The sequence below is a fragment of the Chitinophaga sp. Hz27 genome, assembly GCF_042263525.1.
Taxonomy (GTDB): Bacteria; Bacteroidota; Bacteroidia; order Chitinophagales; family Chitinophagaceae; genus Chitinophaga.
In genome coordinates, this window is record NZ_JBHKFJ010000006.1 from 524,308 (window position 1) to 546,152 (window position 21,845).

Here is a 21,845-nt window from a genome sequence, read left to right on the forward strand (position 1 = left end):
CATAAAACTATTATCACCTCAGGAAAACGAAAAATATCAGTGTCCATGGACAAGAAAGTAATTCATTACCTATTCGAAGATATTGCCGGGAAATCCCCTTCCCGTATAGCGATAGAAACTGCTGACCGCCACATTACCTATGAGGCGCTGAATGCGCTCTCCAACAGGATCGCCGGCTTGCTGCAAAGCATCGGTTGTAAAAGCGGTCAAATTGTAAACGTAGTAGCGCCATCTTCTATTGAGCTGGTAGCCTCCATGATCGCGGTTTTCAAGAGCGGAGGTATCTACCTGCCAATGGATATTGCCTTCTCTGAAAAAAGACTGCGACAGATCTTTGATGGAACATTTGAGGGAGTGACTATCGTTTCCGCCCAGTGGCTTGAGTTCTTATTGGAGATCACAGCAACTCTTGAAGTAGACATACCCCATCTTGTAGTAATACAGCCGGACGATCAGTTGCTGATGTATCATTGCAATAAGGGTGCATTACAACCCTTGCCAGTGGCTGAAACGGCCAGCTGGCGGAATGATCCTGGGATTGTTGTCAATGGCCACGATACCAACTATATTTTTTATACTTCCGGTTCTACCGGCGACGCTAAAGCCATTGCAGGGGCGCATGTCAGCCTGAGTCACTTCATTCATTGGGAGATAGGAGAATTTGCAGTTACTGCCGATGCCCGTATCAGCCAGCTGACACAGGCCACTTTCGATGCCTCTCTGCGTGATATCTTCGTAGCATTGTCTACAGGCGCCACCTTGTGTATTCCTGCTGCATCCGTGAAGAACGACCCTGCTGGCCTGTTACGGTGGCTGGAATCTTCAAGGATTACCTTGATGCACTGTGTACCTTCACTATTCCGTGTACTCACAAAAGAATGGCTGCAAACACCGGATACAAGATATGATCTCGGAAATTTGCAATACATACTAATGGCAGGCGAACTGTTGTTTGCAAAAGACATCCTCCACTGGCGCAGTGTGGCAGGTGATCAAACTACTTTGATAAACCTTTATGGCCCTACGGAAACGACGATGGTGAAAACCTTTTATCGCATCGGAGATGTAGGAAACAATCCCGCGCAGCCATTGCCAGTGGGCGTACCAATCAGTAATACCATTGTTGCCATTGTCAAAGACGGGCGCTTATGTCAGCCCGGCGAAACAGGCGAAATCTATATAAAAACACCTTTTGCTACAAAAGGCTATTATCGTAACGAAGCGCTAACTGCGCAGTATTTCGTACAGAACCCACTACAGCAGCAGACAAAAGATATCGTATACAAAACCGGTGATCTTGGTCGCTGGCTACCAGACGGTATAATAGAAGTCCTGGGCCGCATTGACAGCCAGGTGAAAATTAATGGTATCCGTGTAGAATTGCTCGAAGTAGAGAAGGCGATACGCGCGGTAGAAAATATAACCGGCGTGGTGGTAACTGATTATCGCACAGAAGATAACCTCACTGCCCTCATTGCCTACTATACTGGAAAACAAACAGCTGTAGAGGATTTTAGAGATGCCCTGCAAAAGTTGTTGAATCCGCAGCTGATCCCTTCCTGGTTTATATGGCTCCCTGAATTTCCACTGAACTTGAATGGAAAGATCGATAAGAAAGCTTTGCCTTCACCAGCAGCAACGATGATGGGAGAAGCAAGTTATCAGGCGCCGGAAGGCGAAATAGAGGAGGCATTGGCTGCTTGCTGGCAGGAAGTGTTGGGATTGGAGAACATAGGAAGAAATGTTTCTTTCTTCAGCATCGGTGGCCATTCACTTCGTGTAGTGCAGCTGGTATCCCGCATCTACAAGGCTTTTGGCGTACACCTCAAAGTGGCGGATATATTTACAAAGCCTACACTTGCAGCGCAGGCAGCGTTGATCAGCACCGGCCTTGGCAAAACATATCAGCAGATACCGCCGGCACCTGAAGCGGAGCATTACCCTCTATCGTCTGCACAGCGCCGCCTCTGGATGCTTAGCCAGTTTGAAGTGAGTAGTGTTGCCTATAATATGTCTGGCGTATATGTTTTCGAAGGCGCATTAAATATACCCGCATTGGAGCTGGCCTTTCAAGACCTGGTGAACCGCCATGAAAGTCTGCGCACCGTCTTCAGAGAAACAGCACAAGGTGAAGTAAGGCAGTTCATCTTATCACCTGCATCCATACCGGCAGTAATACAACATCATGACCTGCGCGAAAATGCTGATGCCGACGAAAGGTTGAAAGCCGCACTGCAAGCTAATAGCGGCACCGCCTTTGATCTTACTCATGGGTTGCTGTTAAGAGCGTTGCTCTTCAGAATGTCTGAACAGAAATGGGTATTTGCCTATTATATTCATCATATTGTTTGTGATGACTGGTCCATGGATATCCTCATCAACGAATTGCTGAAACGCTATAAGGTGCATGCTGCCGGCGCTCCTGACAACCTGCTCGCATTACAATTACAGTATAAAGATTTTACAGTATGGCAGCAATCGCATCTCTTCGGTGATACACTGAATGCAAGCCGGCAATATTGGCTGACACAACTGGGAGGAGAGCTGCCCGTGCTTGACCTTCGGCTAGATCACCCACGACCAGCAGTACAAACGTTTAATGGTGGTAAGATCAGCACCACGCTTAAAACATCCGTATACAAAGGATTAGAGCAGCTTTGCGCCACTCATTCCAGCACGCTGTTTATGGGATTGCTGGCAGCTGTAAACGCATTGCTGCATAAATATACCGGCAGCGAAGATATTCTCATAGGCACGCCAGAAGCAGGAAGAGAACACCTCGATCTCGAAGATCAGGTAGGGTTTTATGTGAATACGCTGGTGCTGAGAACGCGCTTCAGCGGCAGAGAATCATTTACTACACTGCTGGACCATGTGAAAGAAGTAATACTCGGCGCCTTTGAACATCAGTCGTATCCATTTGATACATTGGTAGATGAGCTGCACATCAAACATGACGATAGCCGGAATGTGCTCTATGATGTAGGCGTTACCCTACAGAACACCGCTACGCGAAAAACCTTGCAGACAGCTAATATCGACGATGTACGCATCTCTCACTATGAAGGCCTTGAACGCAAAATCAGCCGCTCCGATCTCTTGTTCGTTTTTGTAAATATAGAAGGACAACTGGGAATGGCGGTGGAATATAACAGAGACTTGTTTGACCAATCCACTGCACAGCGTATACTACAACATCTGGAACAGCTGCTGGAAGCCATAGTGGCTAGTCCTGAGGCAGCTGTGGGCGGCCTGGAATATATTAATACAGCAGAAAAGCAACAGCTGCTGGTAGCTTTCAATGACTCCGCCACCGCTGTAGAGGAGCAGCTTACACTTTGTAAACTGTTTGAAGATCAGGCCACGAAATTTCCGGAAAACACAGCCGTGGTATATGGTGGCACAAAGCTTTCCTACCGTGAACTGGAGGAGCAAGCTAATCGTTTGGCCAACTACCTCCAGGAGAATATCCCTGCAGGGAAAGACCAGCTGGTAGGTATCATGCTGGACAGATCTGCCAACATGATCATCGCTATACTGGCGGTGCTGAAGGCTGGCCGCGCTTATGTGCCGATTGATCCGGAGCTGCCGCCAGATAGAAAATCTTATATCTTCCAGGATACTGGTATAAAAATGCTTATCACGCAGATGGATTATCTCATGGCGCTGGATTATTATACCGGAGATATGTTTGCGATAGATGTGCAGTTAGATATATTAGATAATTTGGCAACGCCTCCCGCAGCAGCGCCACAGCCGCAGGACCTGGCCTATGTGATCTATACTTCCGGTTCTACCGGCAAGCCAAAAGGCGTAATGGTGGAACATAAAGGTATCGTGAATACCATCATTGCCCAGCGTGATGAACTTGTGATCAAGGAACATATGAATGGCTTACAGTTTGCATCTTTTTCTTTTGATGCCTCTGTGTCAGAAACGTTTATCATCCTTGCCGCAGGAGCCACACTGCATATCATTCCGGAGGGCGACAAGAAAAATATTTCCCTACTGGAAAAATATATCCGTGATCATCACATTGATATCGCCACATTACCGCCAGCCTGTCTGCGTTTGATGGATGTAAACGCCATCAACTCACTGGGTTGTCTGATTACCGCAGGGGAAGCAGCTATCCGTAGCAAAGCAGATGAATTTGCGCAGACTGGAACCTATTATAACGCTTACGGGCCTACGGAAACAAGTATTTGCGCTACGATGTATCGTCATCGTCCTGGCATATTGGCGGAAGGTAATCCTGTGCCTATCGGACAACCGATCGCCAATACGGTGGTTTATATTTTTGATCAGTACCGGCTGCCAGTGCCGATAGGTGTGGCAGGTGAAATATTTGTTGGTGGGAGAGGCCTTGCCCGCGGATATTGGAATAATCCTGCGCTCACCGCCGAACGCTTTGTGCCAGATCCTTTCCATGCAGATGCACGCCTGTACAGAACCGGTGACCTTGGCCGCTGGCTGCCTTCAGGCCAGATGGAATTTATAGGTCGTGCCGATAACCAGGTGAAAGTAAATGGTTATCGTATAGAGCTGGGTGAGATTGAAGAGATATTATCAGGTATACATTTTATTAAAGAAGCTACGGTGGTTGTGTTGAAGGATAAAGACGACAATAACAACCTGGTTGCTTACTATGTAGCTTCTACTACTGCCATCGCCAATATCAGTGAAGAAATCAGGAGAGTGCTTGCCGCACATTTGCCTGCATATATGGTGCCGGGATATTTTGTTGCGCTGGATCATCTGCCGCTCAATACCAGCGGTAAAGTTGACCGCAAATTATTACCTGACCCTGTGGAGCTGAGTGCAGATACAAAAGTGGCTTATGTGGCGCCGCGCAATGATACAGAGCGTCAGCTGGCGGAGATATGGGAAGAAGTGCTCGGATGGCAGCAGGTAAGCGTTATAGATGATTTCTTTCAGCTGGGCGGTAGCTCGCTGAAGGCAATGGTGATGATCAAAAAGATGATGGATAAAACAGGTTTTATGTTATCCATGAAATCGATCTTCACAGAGAGAACAATAGCTGGCATTGCCGCTGCTATGCAGATCGCACAGCAACATGGTAATACAGAAACGGATGATGATGTGGAGGATACTGTTAACCCACAGCTCACACCCGCATCCTACAATCAGCTGCTGTGTTTCTCCGAATGGAATACCGGGAATGATACGGTAGTAGAATGCTACGAAATTCCGGATTTACAGTTGCCCGCCTTGAAATGGGCTGCAGATCAGCTGATCCGCCGTCATGAAATATTAAGGACCGCTTTCGTACATATTTCCGGAAAAATCTATCAACGGATAATTCCGGCTGAAGAAACTGATTTCACCATCACCATGCATGAAGGAGTTCTTTCAGAAGACGCCTGGACACAAGTGGCCGCAGCAGAAGGCCGCCGAGTGATAGATCTCGCTGCACCACCGTATCTCTTCATCAATGTATACCAACTTGAGAAAGGTGTTTATGGGGTGATGTTCACCATCCATCATATACTCACAGATGGTCACTCTTCTGGTATCCTGAATAGAGAACTGCATCAGCTGTATGCAGCCTATCCGGCACAAGTGCATACCTTACCTGCGCTGGACCATCAATACCGTCACTATTCCGCCTGGCAGCATACTTTCCTGCAATCGCCAGAAGGAAAAGAACATCACGACTACTGGCATCATAAGCTGAATGGTTTTCAATCCACCATTCCGGCCCTTGCACCGGAAACGCGCGAGCTGCGCAGGATTAAAGGAGCTATAGGGATAAGAACGGTTATCAGCGATGACTTCTTCCAGGATATGGATCGTTTCATCAAAGCACAGGGACTCACGTATCCTGCCTTGCTGATCACCGCACTCAATATCTTCCTGTATGAAATGAATGAAGCAAAAGATATTACGCTTACCGCTACCATTTCTGGTAGAAACAACGCACATTATGGGCAGCTTCGGGCGGACAACCTTGTAGGGTTCTTTGCCAACGCCCTGTTCATCAGGAATAGCATAGCTGAAAATACTTCTTTACAAACCTATCTGCGCGAAGTGCGGTTGCGTTTCCTGGATGATCTGAACCATGATGCCTATCCTACATTGAAACTGGTACAAGAGCTGCCAGGCATCACACCAGATCTCTGGCATGTTACCGGATTCCTCAATTATCATAACTATTCTTATTTAAGCAATGCGGCATATGAAGCTGATATGTTTGAAAAAGAAGGAAAGATAGAACAGATACCAATGATGGAGCGTGCTTTCGGACTTACCATTATGGAACATGCCAATTGTCTCAGGGTGCAACTGAAATACAATTGGGACGTTTTCCAGGACGCAGCCCCTGATGTCATCCTGTCGCGGTTCTTCGCGGTATTGAGGCAGATCATATATCATCCTGATACCATGATCAGCCAGATTAAAATGAAACAAACCAGTGCCACTGGCATTTTGGATAAATAATACCCATTCTCTGATAAAATAATAATTGACATGAATAAAGAACGTTGCTATCTCAAACCTAATGTGATTGTAGAACCCCTGGTAGACAGGTGGTATGCGTGGACGCATCTGATTTCTCCGGCTACTGGTGCTATGAATCTGCTTGGCAGGCATCTGAAAATTATGAACTCCTATATTCAGGCGCCGCAGATCCATGCTGCTGCTGTAAAGAATCCCAAAATGTTAGGCGGCCCCTTCATGGACTATGGCGGCAAACGTGTGGACGAAGTGAAGGCGCTGAAAGAGGCTACCATCACCCGCCAGGCAAGTGCGATGGCTTTCGGTGAAGCTATCGCTGAATTGGATAAACTCCTGAAAAGCCATCCTAAAGGATATTCACTGGAAAGCCTATACGAACAAGTGCCGGAGATACTGAAAGGCTATGTGGAATTGGTATATGACCTCAACAACAATCCGACCTTCCGCGTGTTTGAATCGTTGCTGTACCATAGTGAGTTTTATTCAAAAAAATCACAAAGCATTGCACTCTGGGAAACCAATAACGACGAGCGCCCTTTCTGTCTTAGTACGCCGCAGCTGGATGCGCCGCATATCCTTCATCTGGATATTCCGTTTAACCACAACGGCATCGATGCACTCTGCAAAATGAAAAGGACGCCAGGCTCCATCGACGAGGTAGCTGGTATACTGGGCATCAGTGAAGCAGACAGACCTTTGTTTGAGACTTTCTTTACAGAGAAGGAACATCCGCGGTACCGCAAGTATGAAGGCGAGAAAGCGCGTATGCGCTATTTCGGGCATGCCTGCATTCTGATTGAAACAAAAGATATCAGCATCCTGGTAGATCCGCTGATCAGCTACTACGGTTACGAATCTACGGTAGATCATTTCTCTGATGTAGATTTGCCGGATGTGATAGACTATGTGTTGATCACGCATAATCACCAGGACCATATTGTGCTGGAAACACTGCTGCCACTGCGTCATAAGATTAAGAATATTATTGTGCCTGCCACCAATAGTGGCTTCCTTCAGGATCCAAGTCTGAAGTTAGCCTTCAAAGCCATCGGTTTTGATCAGGTACAGGAGATAGATGAGATGGAATCCATTAAATTTGAGAATTGTGTGATCACAGGCCTGCCTTTTACCGGGGAGCATAGTGATCTGAATATTCGTGCCAAAGCATGTTTCCATATTGCCATCGATCAGTTCAGCTTCTTGTTTGTGGCAGATTCGCGGGTAATGGAACCGAAGATATATGAGCATGTACAGCGTATCATGGGAGATGTAGATGTATTGTTTCTGGGTATGGAGTGCGAAGGTGCGCCATTATCCTGGCTATATGGGCCGCTGCTTACGGAAGAACTCTCGCGTGAGAATGACCAGTCCAGGCGTCTCGCTGGTTCAGACTTTGAAAAAGGCATGCACCTGATCAATATCTTCCATCCTAAGGAAGCGTATGTATATGCGATGGGGCAGGAGCCGTGGTTGGAGTTTATCAGCAGTATCAAGTATACAGAGGCTTCCAAACCTATCGTGCAATCTAATATGTTGGTAGAAGAATGTGCCCGCCGGAATATTATCACCGAGCGTTTATTTGGAGAAAAAGAATTATTATACGATTACGAACAGAAAAAGGCTGGTGCATCTGTAGATGCTACCGCTGTACCGGCCTAACTGACATCCTTCGTTTATTAACCTAAACAGCGTACTATTTTGAGAGTAAAGCAACTATCCAGATATATTATCGTCAGTGCATATTTATTGTTTTGTTGCCTGACGGTTGCAATAGCCCAAACGCCCAGTGGTAGCATCAGCGGCCGTATTGCTGATGAAAAGAAAAATCCATTCCCTGCAGCAACGGTATTGTTGAAAAATGATACTGTCGTTTATCAACACACCATGAGCGATGAAAAAGGTAACTTCTTTTTTAAACAGGTGCCAGCAGGGAACTATTCCTTGTATGTCAGCGCTATCGGGTACGACAGCCTGATTGTGCCGGGTATTGTGATGAGCGATCCCGGAAAGGAGATTGTTACAGGCGAATTACAGCTTAGTGTGTCTTCCAGGACATTGAAAGGTGTCACCGTACAATCAAAAACGCCTTTCATGGAAACACAGATCGACAAAACCGTTGTGAACCTGGAGAACAGTGTAAGCGCTGCTACTTCATCCGTAATGGACATGCTCCGGAAATTGCCAGGAGTAAGGGTTACACAAGATGATCAGGTGCTGATGTATGGCCGCCAGGTAACAGTGTATGTTGATGGTAAGGCCACGCAGCTATCGGCAGAAGCACTTGCCAGCCTGCTCAAAGGCATGAGCGCATCCAATGTGCAGAAGCTGGAGCTGATACCACAAACCTCCGCCAAGTATGATGCCGCAGGAACAGGAGGGATCATCAATATTGTGAAAAAGAAAAACCGCAAAGAAGGTGTAAACGGCAACGTAAATGCTGGCCTTACCTTGGGTCAGTATGGCCGCAGCAATGCTGGCATCAACCTCAGTTATCGCACCAAAAAATTCAACTTCTTTGTAAATGATGATTACCGCTTCGATAAATTCTTTGTGAATTCTACGGTGATCTCCGAGTTCTTCGATAATAATCATACGCTAAACAGCAGACTTGTTTCGGATAACAAAACCGTGAGCACAGTGCTTAATAATACGGTGGCTGGCGGTGTTGACTGGTATGTATCTCCCAGAACAACTGTGTCGCTGTCAGGCAACGCTTTGTACAATAGTTTCAAGCGCGATGGAAATTCCGGTACTGATGAATGGAATGATTCCGGTATCAGAAAAAGTAGGGCTGATTTCCTTAATAGGTTCGAGCGTGCGTTAAACAACTATTCCGGAAGTTTGCACCTTCAGCACCAGATAGACACAACAGGGCAGGAGATTACAGCAGATTTGGACTATCTGACTTATCGCAGCGATTTCCATCAGCATTTTTCTGATACAAAGAAAGATACCAGCGGCGGCCTCCTCAGCGACTTGCGCACCCTGATGGACCAGGGTGGTCAACTGCATATCTACAGCGCCAAAGCAGATTATTCCAAACCGCTGAAAGGGAATGCCAGCCTGGCTGCTGGCTGGAAGTCGAGTTACATCACTTCTGATAATGACTTTGATGCCACCGATGATAACGGTGTTGTGTCTGCTCATCGCTATGATCGTTTTCTTTACAAAGAAAACATCAATGCATTGTATGTAAATTTAAATAAAGACTACAAAAAAGTGAGCTTACAGCTGGGCCTACGTGCGGAACATACCTGGGCAAATGGAGACCAGGAACTTTCTGGTATTCATATACGCCGTAATTATGTACAACTGTTCCCGTCAGCATTTTTGAATTATAAGATCAATGACCACCATCTGTTAAATTTTCAATTTAACAGAAAGACGGACAGGCCATCCTATGCTGACTTCAATCCAGTGTCGGTGAAGATAAATCCTACCACCTGGGTACAGGGAAACCCTGACCTACAGCCGGTATTGTCGTACAATGCGGCACTCACATATACGTTTAAGGAAGCATTGTCTTTAACGTTGAAATATAGTTATAGCAGTGGCGACTTCATGACGTTTGCTTCAGCGCCGGATAGTAATAATACTACCACCTTACGGAAGTATAATAATGATTATTCGCAATATTTTGATGCGATCATCAATTATTCCAAACAGCTGACACCCTGGTGGGAAACCAATACCACAGTAGATGTTTACCAGCAATCTTACCACGGTAGCTTTAATGGTGTAACCCTGAGCAGCCCTGGTTTACTGTCCTTTTACTTTGATACGAACAATACTTTCCCAATCACTGATCTTTTATCTACGGAGTTATCATGGCGTTATGAATACCGCTTTGAAGAGCTGAACAAGACGACAGATGGGCGTTATATCCTGAGTTTTGGTATAAAACGTTTGTTGTTCAACAAGCGTGGCGCAGTGTCGCTGGTGATAAGCGATCCATTGAACGACTATCACAACAGGTATGTACAGAACTCGCTGAATGTGCGGCAGATATCGGATTCGCGGTATGATACCCGTACAGCGGCCGTTACATTTTCTTATCGTTTCGGCAGTGGAAAACTCAAGCGAGTAACAACCGGCAACGGGGCGGCGTCAGAGAAGAGCCGTTCCAGGAACGCCAACTGATCATCTGAAAAGCAAGATTGATGAAAAAGATGCAATTATTTTTACTGCACTTTGCGGGAGGGAATTGCTATTCCTTCCAGTTTCTGCAGCCCTATCTTTCTGAAGTAACCTTTACGCCGCTGGAGCTTCCTGGCCGTGGCAAACGTTATGGCGAATCATTACTGTGGGACATAGACGAAGCTACCGCAGATATTATACAACAGATAAACGAAAAACTGGTCTCCGAAAATTATGTGATATATGGACATAGCCTGGGCGCCCTGCTAACACTGAAAGCCGCTGCTATGATGGAAAAGAACAAACGTCCGGCGCAGCACCTCGTGGTGAGTGGCAATGCCGGACCCGATATGCGTGTGAAAAGACAAAGGCACCTGATGACCAGAGGGCCGCTAAAAGAAGAGTTGAAGCGGCTCGGCGGTGTACCAGAAGAATTTCTTGTAAATGAAGAACTGTTTGATTTCTATGAACCTATATTAAGAGCTGATTTTGCGCTGGCAGAACAAGACAGTGTAGATAGTTATGAACAGGTGAATACCCCGCTGCATGCTATCATGGGCGAGGGAGAAGAAGACAGTAAGTATATCGGCAACTGGGCCGCATTTACAGAGTCCTTTACAGGAGCAACTTTGCTGCCAGGCGGACATTTCTTTATCCATGATTATCCACGTGAAGTAGCAGGTATTATCAAACAGTGCTGCCGGATACAGGCCTTCTGATCCGGACGATTATCAACACTCATCTCATTAATCAGCAAGCGTGCAAGAAGCTAAAAATATTTCGTCGTACTTACGGCGCCATGCCTTATCGCATCCGGACAAGTATGCTTTTCGTTATCTCGAAGATGGAGAAGAACAGGAGCTGTGCTGCAGTTACCGAGACCTACTGGCGCAGGTAGAACAGCTGGCTGCTTTGCTGCGGTCACAGGGTCTTTCCGGCCATCCTGCCATGCTATTGTATCCAGAAGGACTGCCATTTATTGTGGCATTCCTCGCCTGTCAGGAGGCCGGTGTAATTGCTGTGCCGATGTTCCCGCCACGAAGCAGCCGACATATGGAACGTGTATGCCACATTATTAAGGATGCCGGCGCCGCAGTAATCCTTTGCAGCAGCGCTATTGTGGCCAGAGTGCAGGCTGGTTTGCAGACAGGGATGCCTGATGTGCAACTGCAAATATTAGCCACTGACAATCCGAATATATACCACCAGCATTCTGCGCCGGCGGCCGCTCCAGCGCCAGCAACCGATGTAGCCTTTATTCAATATACCTCCGGTTCTACCGGCGCACCCAAAGGCGTGGTTGTAAGTCATGGCAACCTGTTACATAACCAGCAGCTGATAACCGAAACATTTGCCGGCAACAGCGAGAGTATCATTTTCTCCTGGTTGCCTTTCTATCATGATATGGGATTGATAGGAAATATCCTCCACACGATTTATCTCGGCGCTACCTGCATCCTGATGTCGCCGTTCCATTTCATGCAGCGGCCATGGCGGTGGATGAAGGCCCTGAGTAAATATCGGGTGACACATAGTGGAGGGCCAAACTTCGCCTTTGATCTTTGTGTAGACAGGATCAGCAGCGAAGATGCTGCTACACTGGACCTAACTGCATGGCGGGTGGCATTCAATGGCGCCGAGCCGGTGAAAGCCAATACCCTGGCACGTTTTGCAAGACATTTTGCAGTAGCAGGATTCCAAAAAACATCATTCTATCCCTGTTATGGCCTGGCAGAGGCAACGCTGCTTGTTGCCGGCATAAAGCAGGAACCGGCATTGCGTTGCGTGAGCGTAGATCGCGAAGCACTCAACAGTGGCAGCGTACAGCTATTGGCGGATGATGACGAAAACGCCTTACAGCTGGTAGCTTCAGGATGCATCCCCGCAGGTATGGAGGTGAAGATCATTCCCGCTACTGACACCGGTGATAAAGCAGTGGGAGAGATCCTGATTGCAGGCGACAGCGTTACACGCGGCTATTGGAAGATGCCGCCACAACAGGTTACAGCCGCCATTCCCGGATATTTACATACTGGTGATCTTGGATTTATAGCAGACGGACATCTCTTCGTAACAGGAAGAAAAAAAGAAATGCTGATCATCCGTGGTCGTAACTATTATCCTTATGATATGGAGAACTGTTGCGCAGCAGCACATCCTGCCATACAACAGAATGCAGTGGTGGCAGTAGCAGTGCCAGTGAAAGGAGAGGAGCAACTGGTATTGCTGATGGAAATAAGGAAATCTTTTATCAATAATTTATCTGCCGGAGAAGTACGAACAGCGGTAATGAACGCGGTGATTGAAGCCACTGGTTTGGCGCCAGCCGATATCGTACTGGTAAGCCCTTTATCGTTGCCACGCACTTCCAGCGGCAAATTACAGCGCAACAAGTGCGGTATACTTTACCAGGAAGGAGGCTTCCGCAGCATAGGTGCTGAAACACCTGCGACGCCAGCAGCCGGAGAGTCGCTCTCCGTGGAGTTCCTGGAGCAGGTGCGCGCAGATAAATCACCGGCGCTGATCATTACCTACCTGGAAAAAATGTTCCGCGACCGTTTGAATAATGTGCAACTCAGCCTACACGAAGAAGATGAACTGGCGGCCATTGGTATAGATTCGCTGCGAGCGATGGAAATAATGAATACTGTCAACAAAGATCTGCATATCAATCTCGATGCTACACATCTCTTCCGGGCAGGTACCGTAGGCGGCTTCGCCGATGCAGTGAGTACCATGCTTTGGGTAGCAGATGCAAAACCCCAGGATGAAGAAATACAGCTCTAACGCTAAACCCTATTGTTAGCCAAAATTGATTTTTGACATGAAACTACTTGGTGTTATCTCCGGGATGGGCACCCGTGCGGGCCTGTTTTTTATCAACAAACTAATCGATGGTCTGGATGTAAAAAAAGACCAGGACTTCCCCGAATTTTTCCTGCATAACAACAGCCGCGTTCCCGACCGCACCCGTGCGATCCTTTATGATGAAGCATCGCCGCTGGAAGAGCTGAAGCGCTCTATTGCCACCATGAACCGCTGCAATGTAGAAGTGATCGTATCTACCTGTGTGACGGCCTACCATTTTATAGAGCAGATAAAGCACGAGAGCAATGCACTTATTCTCAACCCCGTAGAACTGGTGCGTAACAAGATAGAGGCAGATCATGGCAGCAACCAAAAAATCGGCCTGCTCTGCACTTCTGGTACACTACATTCTAAAATGTTCCATAGAGCGTTTGCCGGTACCGGTCATGAACTGATTACCATGGACCCCGATCAGCAGGAAGATATCTTTATGCGTGCCGTGTATATGGATAATGGACTTAAATCGGTCAATATCTCTGAAGAGGCCTATCAGCTGCTCGATAAAGCCGTACAGGAGCTGATTGCAAGAGGAGCTGAGATCATCATTGGTGGATGCTCAGAAGTGCAGATTGGTCTCAGACAAGGGCAGGTGAATGCGCATTATATTGACACGATGGATGTATTGGCAGAAGCTACACTTCATGCTATTCAATCATAAAATAATAACAAACGTGATGAAGAGTATATTATCAGTAGCAGGTAAGCCGGCGAGATTGCTTCGGTATGTGCTGCTAAGTATTATTTCCGGGGCATTCAGCTTTGCCTTTATGGCATTTGTGAACACGCTTATCAACGCAATGATCAAAGGGAAGTCACATACCTACAATCCTTCGAATATTGCCACTTTTGCAGCTATCGTATTCTTGTTTGTGCTTTCCAGAAGAGTGCTGGCAGTAGCAGTAATTAATTTGTCACAACGGATGTTCTGGCAGATACGCAAAGATATTATTAATCTGATGCTGCAATCAGAATATGAGATGTTCGTTCGTAACAAGGCAGGATTGCATGCTTCGTTGGTGCGTGATGTGAATGTGCTCACGCTGGCGTCTATCAACATCATCCAGTTTTCTTCCGCTGTTGTTATTATCGTTTCCTGTTTCGTTTATATGGCGATCATCTCGCCGCTATTGTTTGCTATATCGTTAGCAGTGCTGGCGACAGGTGTATTTGTTTACTACCGCAGTATGCAAAAGAACGAACGTTATTTGCAACGTGCCCGCGATCTTGAGGATAATTTCATTCGCAGCTTTAATGCGTTACTCAATGGCTTTAAAGAAATACATCTCAGTCCAGGAAAGGGAAAGGATATCTTCGAATCTGAAATAGAACAGCTGGAAACAGCATCCATCGCCAATAACCGCAAAGCTTATGTGGGCTTCCTCAATAACCAGGTGATCGGCCAGGTATTGTTCAACTGCCTGATAGGCGTGTTGCTGTTAGGACTCACTTTCCTGCTGAAACTGGAAGTACAGGTGGTGGTCAACTTCTTATTCATATTATTATTCCTGTTGGGATCTACAGAAAATGCCATGGTAATATTACCGGGCCTGATACAAGCGAAGGTTTCTGTAGCCCGTATTGCAGAAATGCAGCAGGCACTAAGCAGTACAGAACTGCAGGAATACAGCAGTGATACTGCCTGGCATAAAGACAATTTCAATGACCTGGTGGTAGACCATATTATTTATAGCTATCAGAAAGAAGGACTACAGCAGGACGTTGCTCAATTCACCATTGGGCCGGTGCAGCTGCGGGTATCAAAAGGAGATGTGATCTTTATTTATGGGGGTAATGGTAGTGGTAAAACCACTTTTATCCATGCCTTGCTGGGCTTATTGAAGCCGCAGCAGGGAACGATTTATTTCAATGGTACCCGCCTTACAGAAGAGAATTACAAAAATTACCGGATGCTGTTTGGCGTGGTGTTCAGTGATTTTTATCTGTTTGATAAATTATTTGGATTACGTCAGGTGGATACGGCAAGGGTACAACGTTACTTGCGTTTATTTGAGTTAGATAACAAAGTGACGTTTGAAAACAATGCATTTTCCTCGAGAGACTTATCTACAGGCCAGCGTAAACGACTGGCGCTGATCAGCGTACTGCTGGAAGATAAGCCTTTGCTGGTGCTGGACGAGTGGGCCGCCGACCAGGACCCTCACTTCAGAAGGAAGTTCTACCTGGAGATCATACCAATTTTGCAGCAGGAAGGCTATACGATTATCGCGATCACGCACGACGATAAGTATTATCACTGCGCTGACAAGTTATATGAGATGGACTATGGGAAGTTGAAGCATATTCCGCTGGAAGTGCCGCAGGATAAGGTTTTTCCGATGTAGAAGTATGTTGTTTACAATGATATAACATATAGATAGAAAGGAATCCAAAATTACTTTTTTTAAATTCCTGGATGTTTGTATCTTTATCATGACCAATGCATAATTGTTAACTTTAGAAATGTAGTATTAATCTGTCGAAATACTACGTAATTATTTGGGGAGAGCGCTCGTATATGCATAAAGGTTACCATTGTGCCACAAAATCCTATTGCTTACTAATTTTTGTTGCCCTGGTTTAACAGTCATAAGTGTTTTTTTGCTATCATTTTTTATCTGAATGACATAATTATTGATTAGTCATTACAGTGATGGCTATGCCTTTTTTTGTCGTATTTCTGATATCCCGTTTCTGCGGAAATCAGAGATGGAATTGGTATTGCATGCCCATGCGAATTAGCACCTGGACCCATTGCGCGCATTATTGTTTGTTACTATGAAATCTGATTACTATGAGCACATTTAGTTCTGGGTGGTATTTGATTTACACCAGGCCAAGGTTAGAGAAAAAAGTTGTCGAGCAGTTAGCTACAAGAGGCGTTTCCTGTTACTTGCCCATGGTACGTGCCAGCAGGCAATGGAGCGACAGAAAGAAAATCCTGACAACGCCTTTATTTCCCTCGTATGTATTTGTTTATCTCCGGAATACCAGTGAGTATTTTGCCGGCCAACAGACAGATGGCGTGGTAAACTATGTTCGCTTTGGCAAATCGGTGGCTATGGTTAGAGAGAAAGTAATTAATAACATCCGCCTTGTCATTGATGAATGCGACGAGATCGATGTTTCATCAGAATATTTCCGACAGGGGCAGCAGCTCATTATCCAGGAAGGCCCATTAGCGGGTTTGTCGTGCGAAATGGTGCAGTATAAAGGTAAAGACAAAGCATTGGTACGTGTAGATCTGCTGCAAAGAAGTTTGTTGGTAGATATACAATCCGCGATGCTGAAAGTGGAAGTGGAAAGTGATGAATTGGCCGCTGGTATGGCGATAGGAAGATCATAGACCGCTAAAAGAGCGCGTCTGAAAATAATTGCATCAGCATTTTGTTGCATGGTATTATATACCTGCATTTTTTTCGGTGCGGTCACTGCGAAATAGTAGCAGTGGAATAATTGTATAGATGTTCGTATAGGTGTTTGCGTTATAACTTATTCTTAACTATTTAAGAGAGGGACTGCCCTGCAAATGTAAACAGTACAGCAATACATTTTTGATACGGTATCGGGGGAAGTGAAGGAATAAATGAAGGAAATTCCGGCTGAAATACTAAAGCATATTGCAAAGCATCCAAATGAGTTGAATCAAATGGATAACGACTGCCTCGATGTATCCGGAATTGCATGGGAGTTCTTAATACTCGGAATGGTTTTGTATTATTTTTAATCGGTCTATCTTTTCAATAATTTTAATCTCTCTATGCCATTTAGGATACCGCCCTTTATCATTTTTCCATATCCATCGTCAGACAAACGATCGCAATAGGAAAGGGCTAATTCGTAATTTTTACTTGCACTTTCGATGTCTCCCAAATCTTCATGACATTTGGCAATATTGAGATAGAGAGAAGGATAAGCCGCATTGGCGCTGTTGTCATTTATGCCCAAAGCTAATTGTAAGGCTGTTTCATCCCATCTTAATTTGTCTGTAATACTTTTTTGTTGTCGGGCTACATAATGAGCCGCAATAAGTCTTTCAAGATCATTAGTCGCTTCGTTCCAGGCTTGTAAAAATAGCCGGCTTGCTTCTTCAGACTCTCCTTTCCCTTCCAGCTCCATACCGCTGGCGCAGAGATGTACTATTTTATTATTTGGATCAAATTGCATGTAGATTTTTATAAAAGAAGAAGTTAAAAATTTTCATCCGCTAAAATCTCTTCATTTGAATATTTGTCGACTTTATTAATGGCTTCGTGCTTAGACAAGATTATATCCTATCCAGCACGAAGCCATTTACTCAAAATCAGGTATATTATAAGACGAATAAGCAGCGCATTGTTACTATAGTATAATAATGGACAACCCCGTCAGATAAGCATTTATAACCGCCAGATATCGCCATTCTTCGTAACTATGTTCTCCAGACTTCCTTGTATGGCCAGATCATTTAACAGTTGTACCGCTTCACTTTTGGATAACCCAGATAACGTTGTAAACTCTTTAGCTGTAAGTGAAGGATAATGGGAGAAAAGCGTTTCCCAATCTTTACTGTAAGCTGTTTTAATGGCGTCAGGGTGGAGCTTTAAAATAGCTGTTTCATAAGTTGCATAAGGACGCACGCCGTAAACAAACTCTCTTTCACCCTTATTATTTTCAAAGAATAAGGAAGGAAAACCTCTAACACCGTAGGTTCTAGCTATTTTTAAATCTTCTTCAAAAAGCATCTTTGCCTGGCCTTCATAATCTGCTTTTAGCTGCACTACATCCAGCTGTACCTTTTCAGCAGCTTTTGCCAGGTGTTCCCATTTGGTAATATTCTTTTTTTCCAGGAAAACCATTTCTCTGATGGCCCTCAAAAATGCAATAGCCTTCGTGTTATCCTGTAGCTGCGCCGCTTTGAAAGCAATCGATGGAGGATAAGAGGAGTCCAATGGATCTTCTAGCCATACATCACCATCAATTGGCATATCGTAATGAGCGCTTACCTCATCCCAATGATGCGCTACGTCAGCAGGTTTACTGATGCCGCCGCTGTTATAACTCCAATCCGGTAACAGGCCTCCCATGCGATATTCAAAGGCGAGGCTACTACCATACTCCAATTTCAGTTTTCTAAGCTCCGGCTCAATACCCCAACAACTGGAGCAAATAGGATCGGTGAAATAGACGACCTTGAGCGGCTTCGTATATGGTGGAACGTTAGTTACCACCACTTCTTCATTATTAAATGCAGGCATTTCACAAACTCCCGTTGCCGGATCGCATAAGAGTGGATTCGGTTTTATAGTATTGTTCGACATATTCTTATTTTATAGATTGACTGTTCCAGTGATATAGGCTATTGTAAACGGATTAAATCACCGCAAAGGTAGCACCCCGGCCGCATATTAGGGGTATTAGTTACCAATTGGAAACTACTTACCAATTGGTAACCATTAAGACTTTCCGTATTTTTATACGATAACTGCGCCAGAGAAATTAATAATGATGAGGAAAAGTCAGACCATAAATAATACCGGGATTTGCAAAAAAAGGATAACCGCCATCAAAGACACGATGGAGATTTTGTCGGGCAAATGGAAATTTCATATCCTGGGAACCCTGCTGGAAGGCGGGAGCATGCATTTTATGGAATTACTCCGTGAGGTAGATGGAATAGCCGCAAAGGTACTGTCGAAGGAGCTACAGGATATGGAAATGAACCTCCTGATAAGCCGCACTGTGCTTAATACCAAGCCTATTACTGTCGCCTATGAAGTAACGGAATATGGCCGCACTTTGAAACCTATTATCGATGAAATCGCGAAATGGGGCACGGCCTACAGAACAGCACTGTATGATAAAACCGCTGAATTGACCAAAGATTAAACCTATTACAGGCCATAGGTATGCTTAAATTTTTTTTACCGGAATGAAACAATAGTATATAAAATTATTTATATGTATCTTTAGCGGGAGTACAAATACCGAGAGACAACTACTATATCCTATGCCTACAAAAACATGCCTGAAAAGCTTGCTGCTGGTTCCTGCTGCAGCGTTCATCTTCACTTCTTGCAAAACTACCGAACTGGTTTACATTAAAGTATTGGAACCTGCCCCCGTAACGATACCGCCCTACGTTAAAAGTGCCGGTGTGGTAAACAGGACCACCATTACTGCGCAAAACAAAGCTGTAGACGTGGTGGACAAGATATTCAGTCTGGAAGGTGCACAGTTGGATAAGGAAGGCGCCAAAAGTAGTGTCAGCGGACTTGCCGAGGAATTACTAAAGAACAACCGTTTCAACGAAGTAAAGGAGCTGGGAGAGCTGGACCTGACCACTACTGCGCCAGGACTCTTCTCAGCGCCGCTTTCCTGGGAAACGGTAGACAAGATATGCCGGGATAACCATGTGGATGCACTCTTCTCTCTGGAACTGTTTGACACAGATTCAAAGGTTAGCTATGCCGCAACGCCGGTGACGTTGAAAACACCTCTTGGTAATGTGCCTGGCCTGGAACATCATGCCAGCATGCTTACCAACGTGAAAACAGGATGGAGGATATATGATCCTGCCAGCAGGAATATCCTGGACGAATTTCCAGTGGCCAGAAACATTACGTTTGCAGGTAGAGGTATCAACCCCGCCGCCGCCGCGGCAGCGCTGCTCAATCGTAAGGAAGCCGTAAAACAGGTAAGTGCACAGGTAGGACAACAATATGCCATGCGGATTATTCCTTACCGTACAAGGGTAATCAGGGATTACTATGTAAAAGGTACCGATAATTTCAGGACAGCCCGTCGTAAAGCCCAAACCGGCAACTGGGACGGCGCCGCCGAAATATGGAAAAAAGAAACCACCAATCCTAGCCATACTGTGGCTGGGAGAGCATGTTACAATATGGCAATTATCTGTGAAATAAATGGGGAACTGGACCTGGCGATCAAATGGTCGCAGAAATCATACGAGGAATATAATAACCGCCTTGCACTAAAATATATCAATATGCTGAAGAACAGACAAGCCGGCAACGAGCTGCTGAAACAACAACAGGCAGAATAGATATTAGCGACAAATGCCAAAGTATTCATCAGCTGATCAAAAGCCGACAGATAGCCGCCGCCACCGCCCGCAGGAAGGTATTTATCCACTAGACGAAGTATTACGTAATTCAATAAATCATTCCAAACAACAATAAAGCCTGCTATCATAGCAGGCTTTATTATCAATAATCAGAAGGACTTATTGCAAGGAAATAAATAATCAATGGTTACCCAGCACGGTCAACGCCTCACTAAACCTCACACTACGCATCTGTTCTACTGCTTCGTTCATCAATGCTTTGCCATATAGCAGCTGTCCTTCGTGGGTAGCAAGCGATATTTTGCCTGCGCCTATCATAGGGCCAATATCCTTCAGGAAAATTCCTTCCATCTGTTGGTCACAAACCTGGCCTGCTGTTGTGTTCTGGCCGGCAAGTTGCAGCATCATCAGCGCATATATAATCCGGCTTACCTGTCGCATAACATAGAATCTGGCAGCCTGATAATCAGTTACCTCTCCAAAGTATGTATGCAGAAACACTGTTTCCTGCTCAGGACTATGAATAAAGAAGTTCGCTACTGCTGCGAGGTCTACGTATCTGTCATTTAAAAAAGCGGTATCCCAGTCAATGATCCAGATAGCAGTTCCATCACAGAGAATATTGGTAGGATTCAGGTCGTTGTGGCTGAAAACCTTGTCTGTATCATGCCATGGATATACCTTTTTAAGTTGTTCATATTGCGCGATCAATTCATCCGGAATAGGGCCGGAGAGCACCTGACTTTGGCGGAAACCTGCCACAATCCCGTCTACGGTGTCTTTCATCTCATCGCCAGGTATCGTATATGCGACAGCGTGTGTTTTCTTTATGGCCGCTGCCAGTCGTTCTGCCAGTACGGTGCCGCTAAATATATTTCTGATTGGCTTACTTTCAACGAAATCGCTGATGATGATACCCGTATCTGGATTCTTGTAGCGGAGTGGTGGTGCTATCCCTGCTGTTGCGGCAAGGGCTATCCTTTCAAAAGAAGTGGCGGCCGCCTGGTTACCTGGCACATCCAGCTTCATTACATAGGGTTGACTATTTGCCACGATTTTATATACCGCCGCCGCCGATAAGCCACCAGTCAGCAAGGAGGCTTCATTTATAATAACATTGCCAAAGGCCTTTTCAAAAGCTTCATTTACTGCCGTTAACCGGTTGGCCGGAAATAAGGCTGAATAATTTAATGACATAGAAGATGTATTTACGGCAGCTTTTATCAAAGTTGCTGTTCAAAAACAAGATAATCGACCTATTCATTTCTCGTGTATCTTTATCAAAACACAAAAAAAT

13 protein-coding genes are annotated in these 21,845 nt (G+C 45.4%); 10 read left to right on the forward strand and 3 right to left on the reverse strand.

Going from position 1 to position 21,845, the window contains the following annotated elements; translation table 11 throughout:
• Positions 1-45: 45 nt before the first annotated feature.
• From ACE38W_RS16795 to ACE38W_RS16830, 8 genes are all read left to right on the forward strand, one after another.
• On the forward strand, positions 46-6,462 hold the full coding sequence (locus tag ACE38W_RS16795; RefSeq protein ID WP_375832410.1) for an amino acid adenylation domain-containing protein: 6,417 nt from the start codon (positions 46-48) through the stop codon (positions 6,460-6,462).
• 30 nt (positions 6,463-6,492) lie between these two features.
• Positions 6,493-8,139: an MBL fold metallo-hydrolase gene (locus tag ACE38W_RS16800; RefSeq protein ID WP_375832411.1), complete on the forward strand. Its 1,647-nt coding sequence runs from the start codon at positions 6,493-6,495 to the stop codon at positions 8,137-8,139.
• A 39-nt stretch (positions 8,140-8,178) separates the two neighbouring features.
• Positions 8,179-10,620, forward strand: coding sequence for an outer membrane beta-barrel protein (locus ACE38W_RS16805; protein WP_375832412.1), 2,442 nt, complete (start codon positions 8,179-8,181; stop codon positions 10,618-10,620).
• A 20-nt stretch (positions 10,621-10,640) separates the two neighbouring features.
• A complete protein-coding gene (locus ACE38W_RS16810; protein WP_375832413.1) occupies positions 10,641-11,336 on the forward strand; it encodes a thioesterase II family protein in 696 nt (231 codons plus the stop codon).
• Between the two features lie 40 nt (positions 11,337-11,376).
• A complete protein-coding gene (locus ACE38W_RS16815) occupies positions 11,377-13,404 on the forward strand; it encodes an AMP-binding protein (RefSeq protein ID WP_375832414.1) in 2,028 nt (675 codons plus the stop codon).
• Between the two features lie 37 nt (positions 13,405-13,441).
• A complete protein-coding gene (locus ACE38W_RS16820) occupies positions 13,442-14,143 on the forward strand; it encodes an aspartate/glutamate racemase family protein (protein ID WP_375832415.1) in 702 nt (233 codons plus the stop codon).
• Positions 14,144-14,159: 16 nt separating this feature from the next.
• A complete protein-coding gene (locus ACE38W_RS16825) occupies positions 14,160-15,827 on the forward strand; it encodes a cyclic peptide export ABC transporter (protein ID WP_375832416.1) in 1,668 nt (555 codons plus the stop codon).
• A 449-nt stretch (positions 15,828-16,276) separates the two neighbouring features.
• Entirely contained in the window at positions 16,277-16,828 is a 552-nt protein-coding gene (locus ACE38W_RS16830; RefSeq protein WP_375832417.1) for a UpxY family transcription antiterminator, read from the forward strand.
• Positions 16,829-17,214: 386 nt separating this feature from the next.
• On the opposite strand, the gene ACE38W_RS16835 is transcribed toward ACE38W_RS16830, so the two are convergent.
• On the reverse strand, positions 17,215-17,649 hold the full coding sequence (locus ACE38W_RS16835) for an rRNA adenine methyltransferase (protein ID WP_375832418.1): 435 nt from the start codon (positions 17,647-17,649) through the stop codon (positions 17,215-17,217).
• Between the two features lie 212 nt (positions 17,650-17,861).
• A complete protein-coding gene (locus ACE38W_RS16840) occupies positions 17,862-18,782 on the reverse strand; it encodes a ClpXP adapter SpxH family protein (protein WP_375832419.1) in 921 nt (306 codons plus the stop codon).
• Between the two features lie 187 nt (positions 18,783-18,969).
• On the opposite strand from ACE38W_RS16840, the gene ACE38W_RS16845 reads away from it, so the two are divergent.
• Positions 18,970-19,350 (forward strand): winged helix-turn-helix transcriptional regulator, encoded by a 381-nt coding sequence (locus tag ACE38W_RS16845; protein ID WP_375832420.1) that lies wholly within the window; start codon positions 18,970-18,972, stop codon positions 19,348-19,350.
• A gap of 121 nt (positions 19,351-19,471) precedes the next feature.
• Positions 19,472-20,527 carry a DUF6340 family protein gene (locus ACE38W_RS16850; protein WP_375832421.1) on the forward strand — a complete coding sequence of 352 codons (1,056 nt, stop codon included), beginning with the start codon at positions 19,472-19,474 and terminating at the stop codon, positions 20,525-20,527.
• 201 nt (positions 20,528-20,728) lie between these two features.
• Here the strand turns inward: ACE38W_RS16850 and ACE38W_RS16855 are convergent, their stop codons facing one another.
• Positions 20,729-21,745 (reverse strand): phosphotransferase, encoded by a 1,017-nt coding sequence (locus ACE38W_RS16855; RefSeq protein WP_375832422.1) that lies wholly within the window; start codon positions 21,743-21,745, stop codon positions 20,729-20,731.
• Positions 21,746-21,845 lie beyond the last annotated feature (100 nt).

What these genes read in the sequence shown, in the direction of transcription:
- ACE38W_RS16795 (WP_375832410.1), top strand. Translation starts at nt 46, where the DNA reads ATGGACAAGAAAGTAATTCATTACCTATTCGAAGATATTGCCGGGAAA.
- ACE38W_RS16800 (WP_375832411.1), top strand. Translation starts at nt 6,493, where the DNA reads ATGAATAAAGAACGTTGCTATCTCAAACCTAATGTGATTGTAGAACCC.
- ACE38W_RS16810 (WP_375832413.1), top strand. Translation starts at nt 10,641, where the DNA reads ATGAAAAAGATGCAATTATTTTTACTGCACTTTGCGGGAGGGAATTGC.
- ACE38W_RS16820 (WP_375832415.1), top strand. Translation starts at nt 13,442, where the DNA reads ATGAAACTACTTGGTGTTATCTCCGGGATGGGCACCCGTGCGGGCCTG.
- ACE38W_RS16825 (WP_375832416.1), top strand. Translation starts at nt 14,160, where the DNA reads ATGAAGAGTATATTATCAGTAGCAGGTAAGCCGGCGAGATTGCTTCGG.
- ACE38W_RS16830 (WP_375832417.1), top strand. Translation starts at nt 16,277, where the DNA reads ATGAGCACATTTAGTTCTGGGTGGTATTTGATTTACACCAGGCCAAGG.
- ACE38W_RS16835 (WP_375832418.1), bottom strand. Translation starts at nt 17,649, where the DNA reads ATGCAATTTGATCCAAATAATAAAATAGTACATCTCTGCGCCAGCGGT.
- ACE38W_RS16840 (WP_375832419.1), bottom strand. Translation starts at nt 18,782, where the DNA reads ATGTCGAACAATACTATAAAACCGAATCCACTCTTATGCGATCCGGCA.
- ACE38W_RS16845 (WP_375832420.1), top strand. Translation starts at nt 18,970, where the DNA reads ATGAGGAAAAGTCAGACCATAAATAATACCGGGATTTGCAAAAAAAGG.
- ACE38W_RS16850 (WP_375832421.1), top strand. Translation starts at nt 19,472, where the DNA reads ATGCCTACAAAAACATGCCTGAAAAGCTTGCTGCTGGTTCCTGCTGCA.
- ACE38W_RS16855 (WP_375832422.1), bottom strand. Translation starts at nt 21,745, where the DNA reads ATGTCATTAAATTATTCAGCCTTATTTCCGGCCAACCGGTTAACGGCA.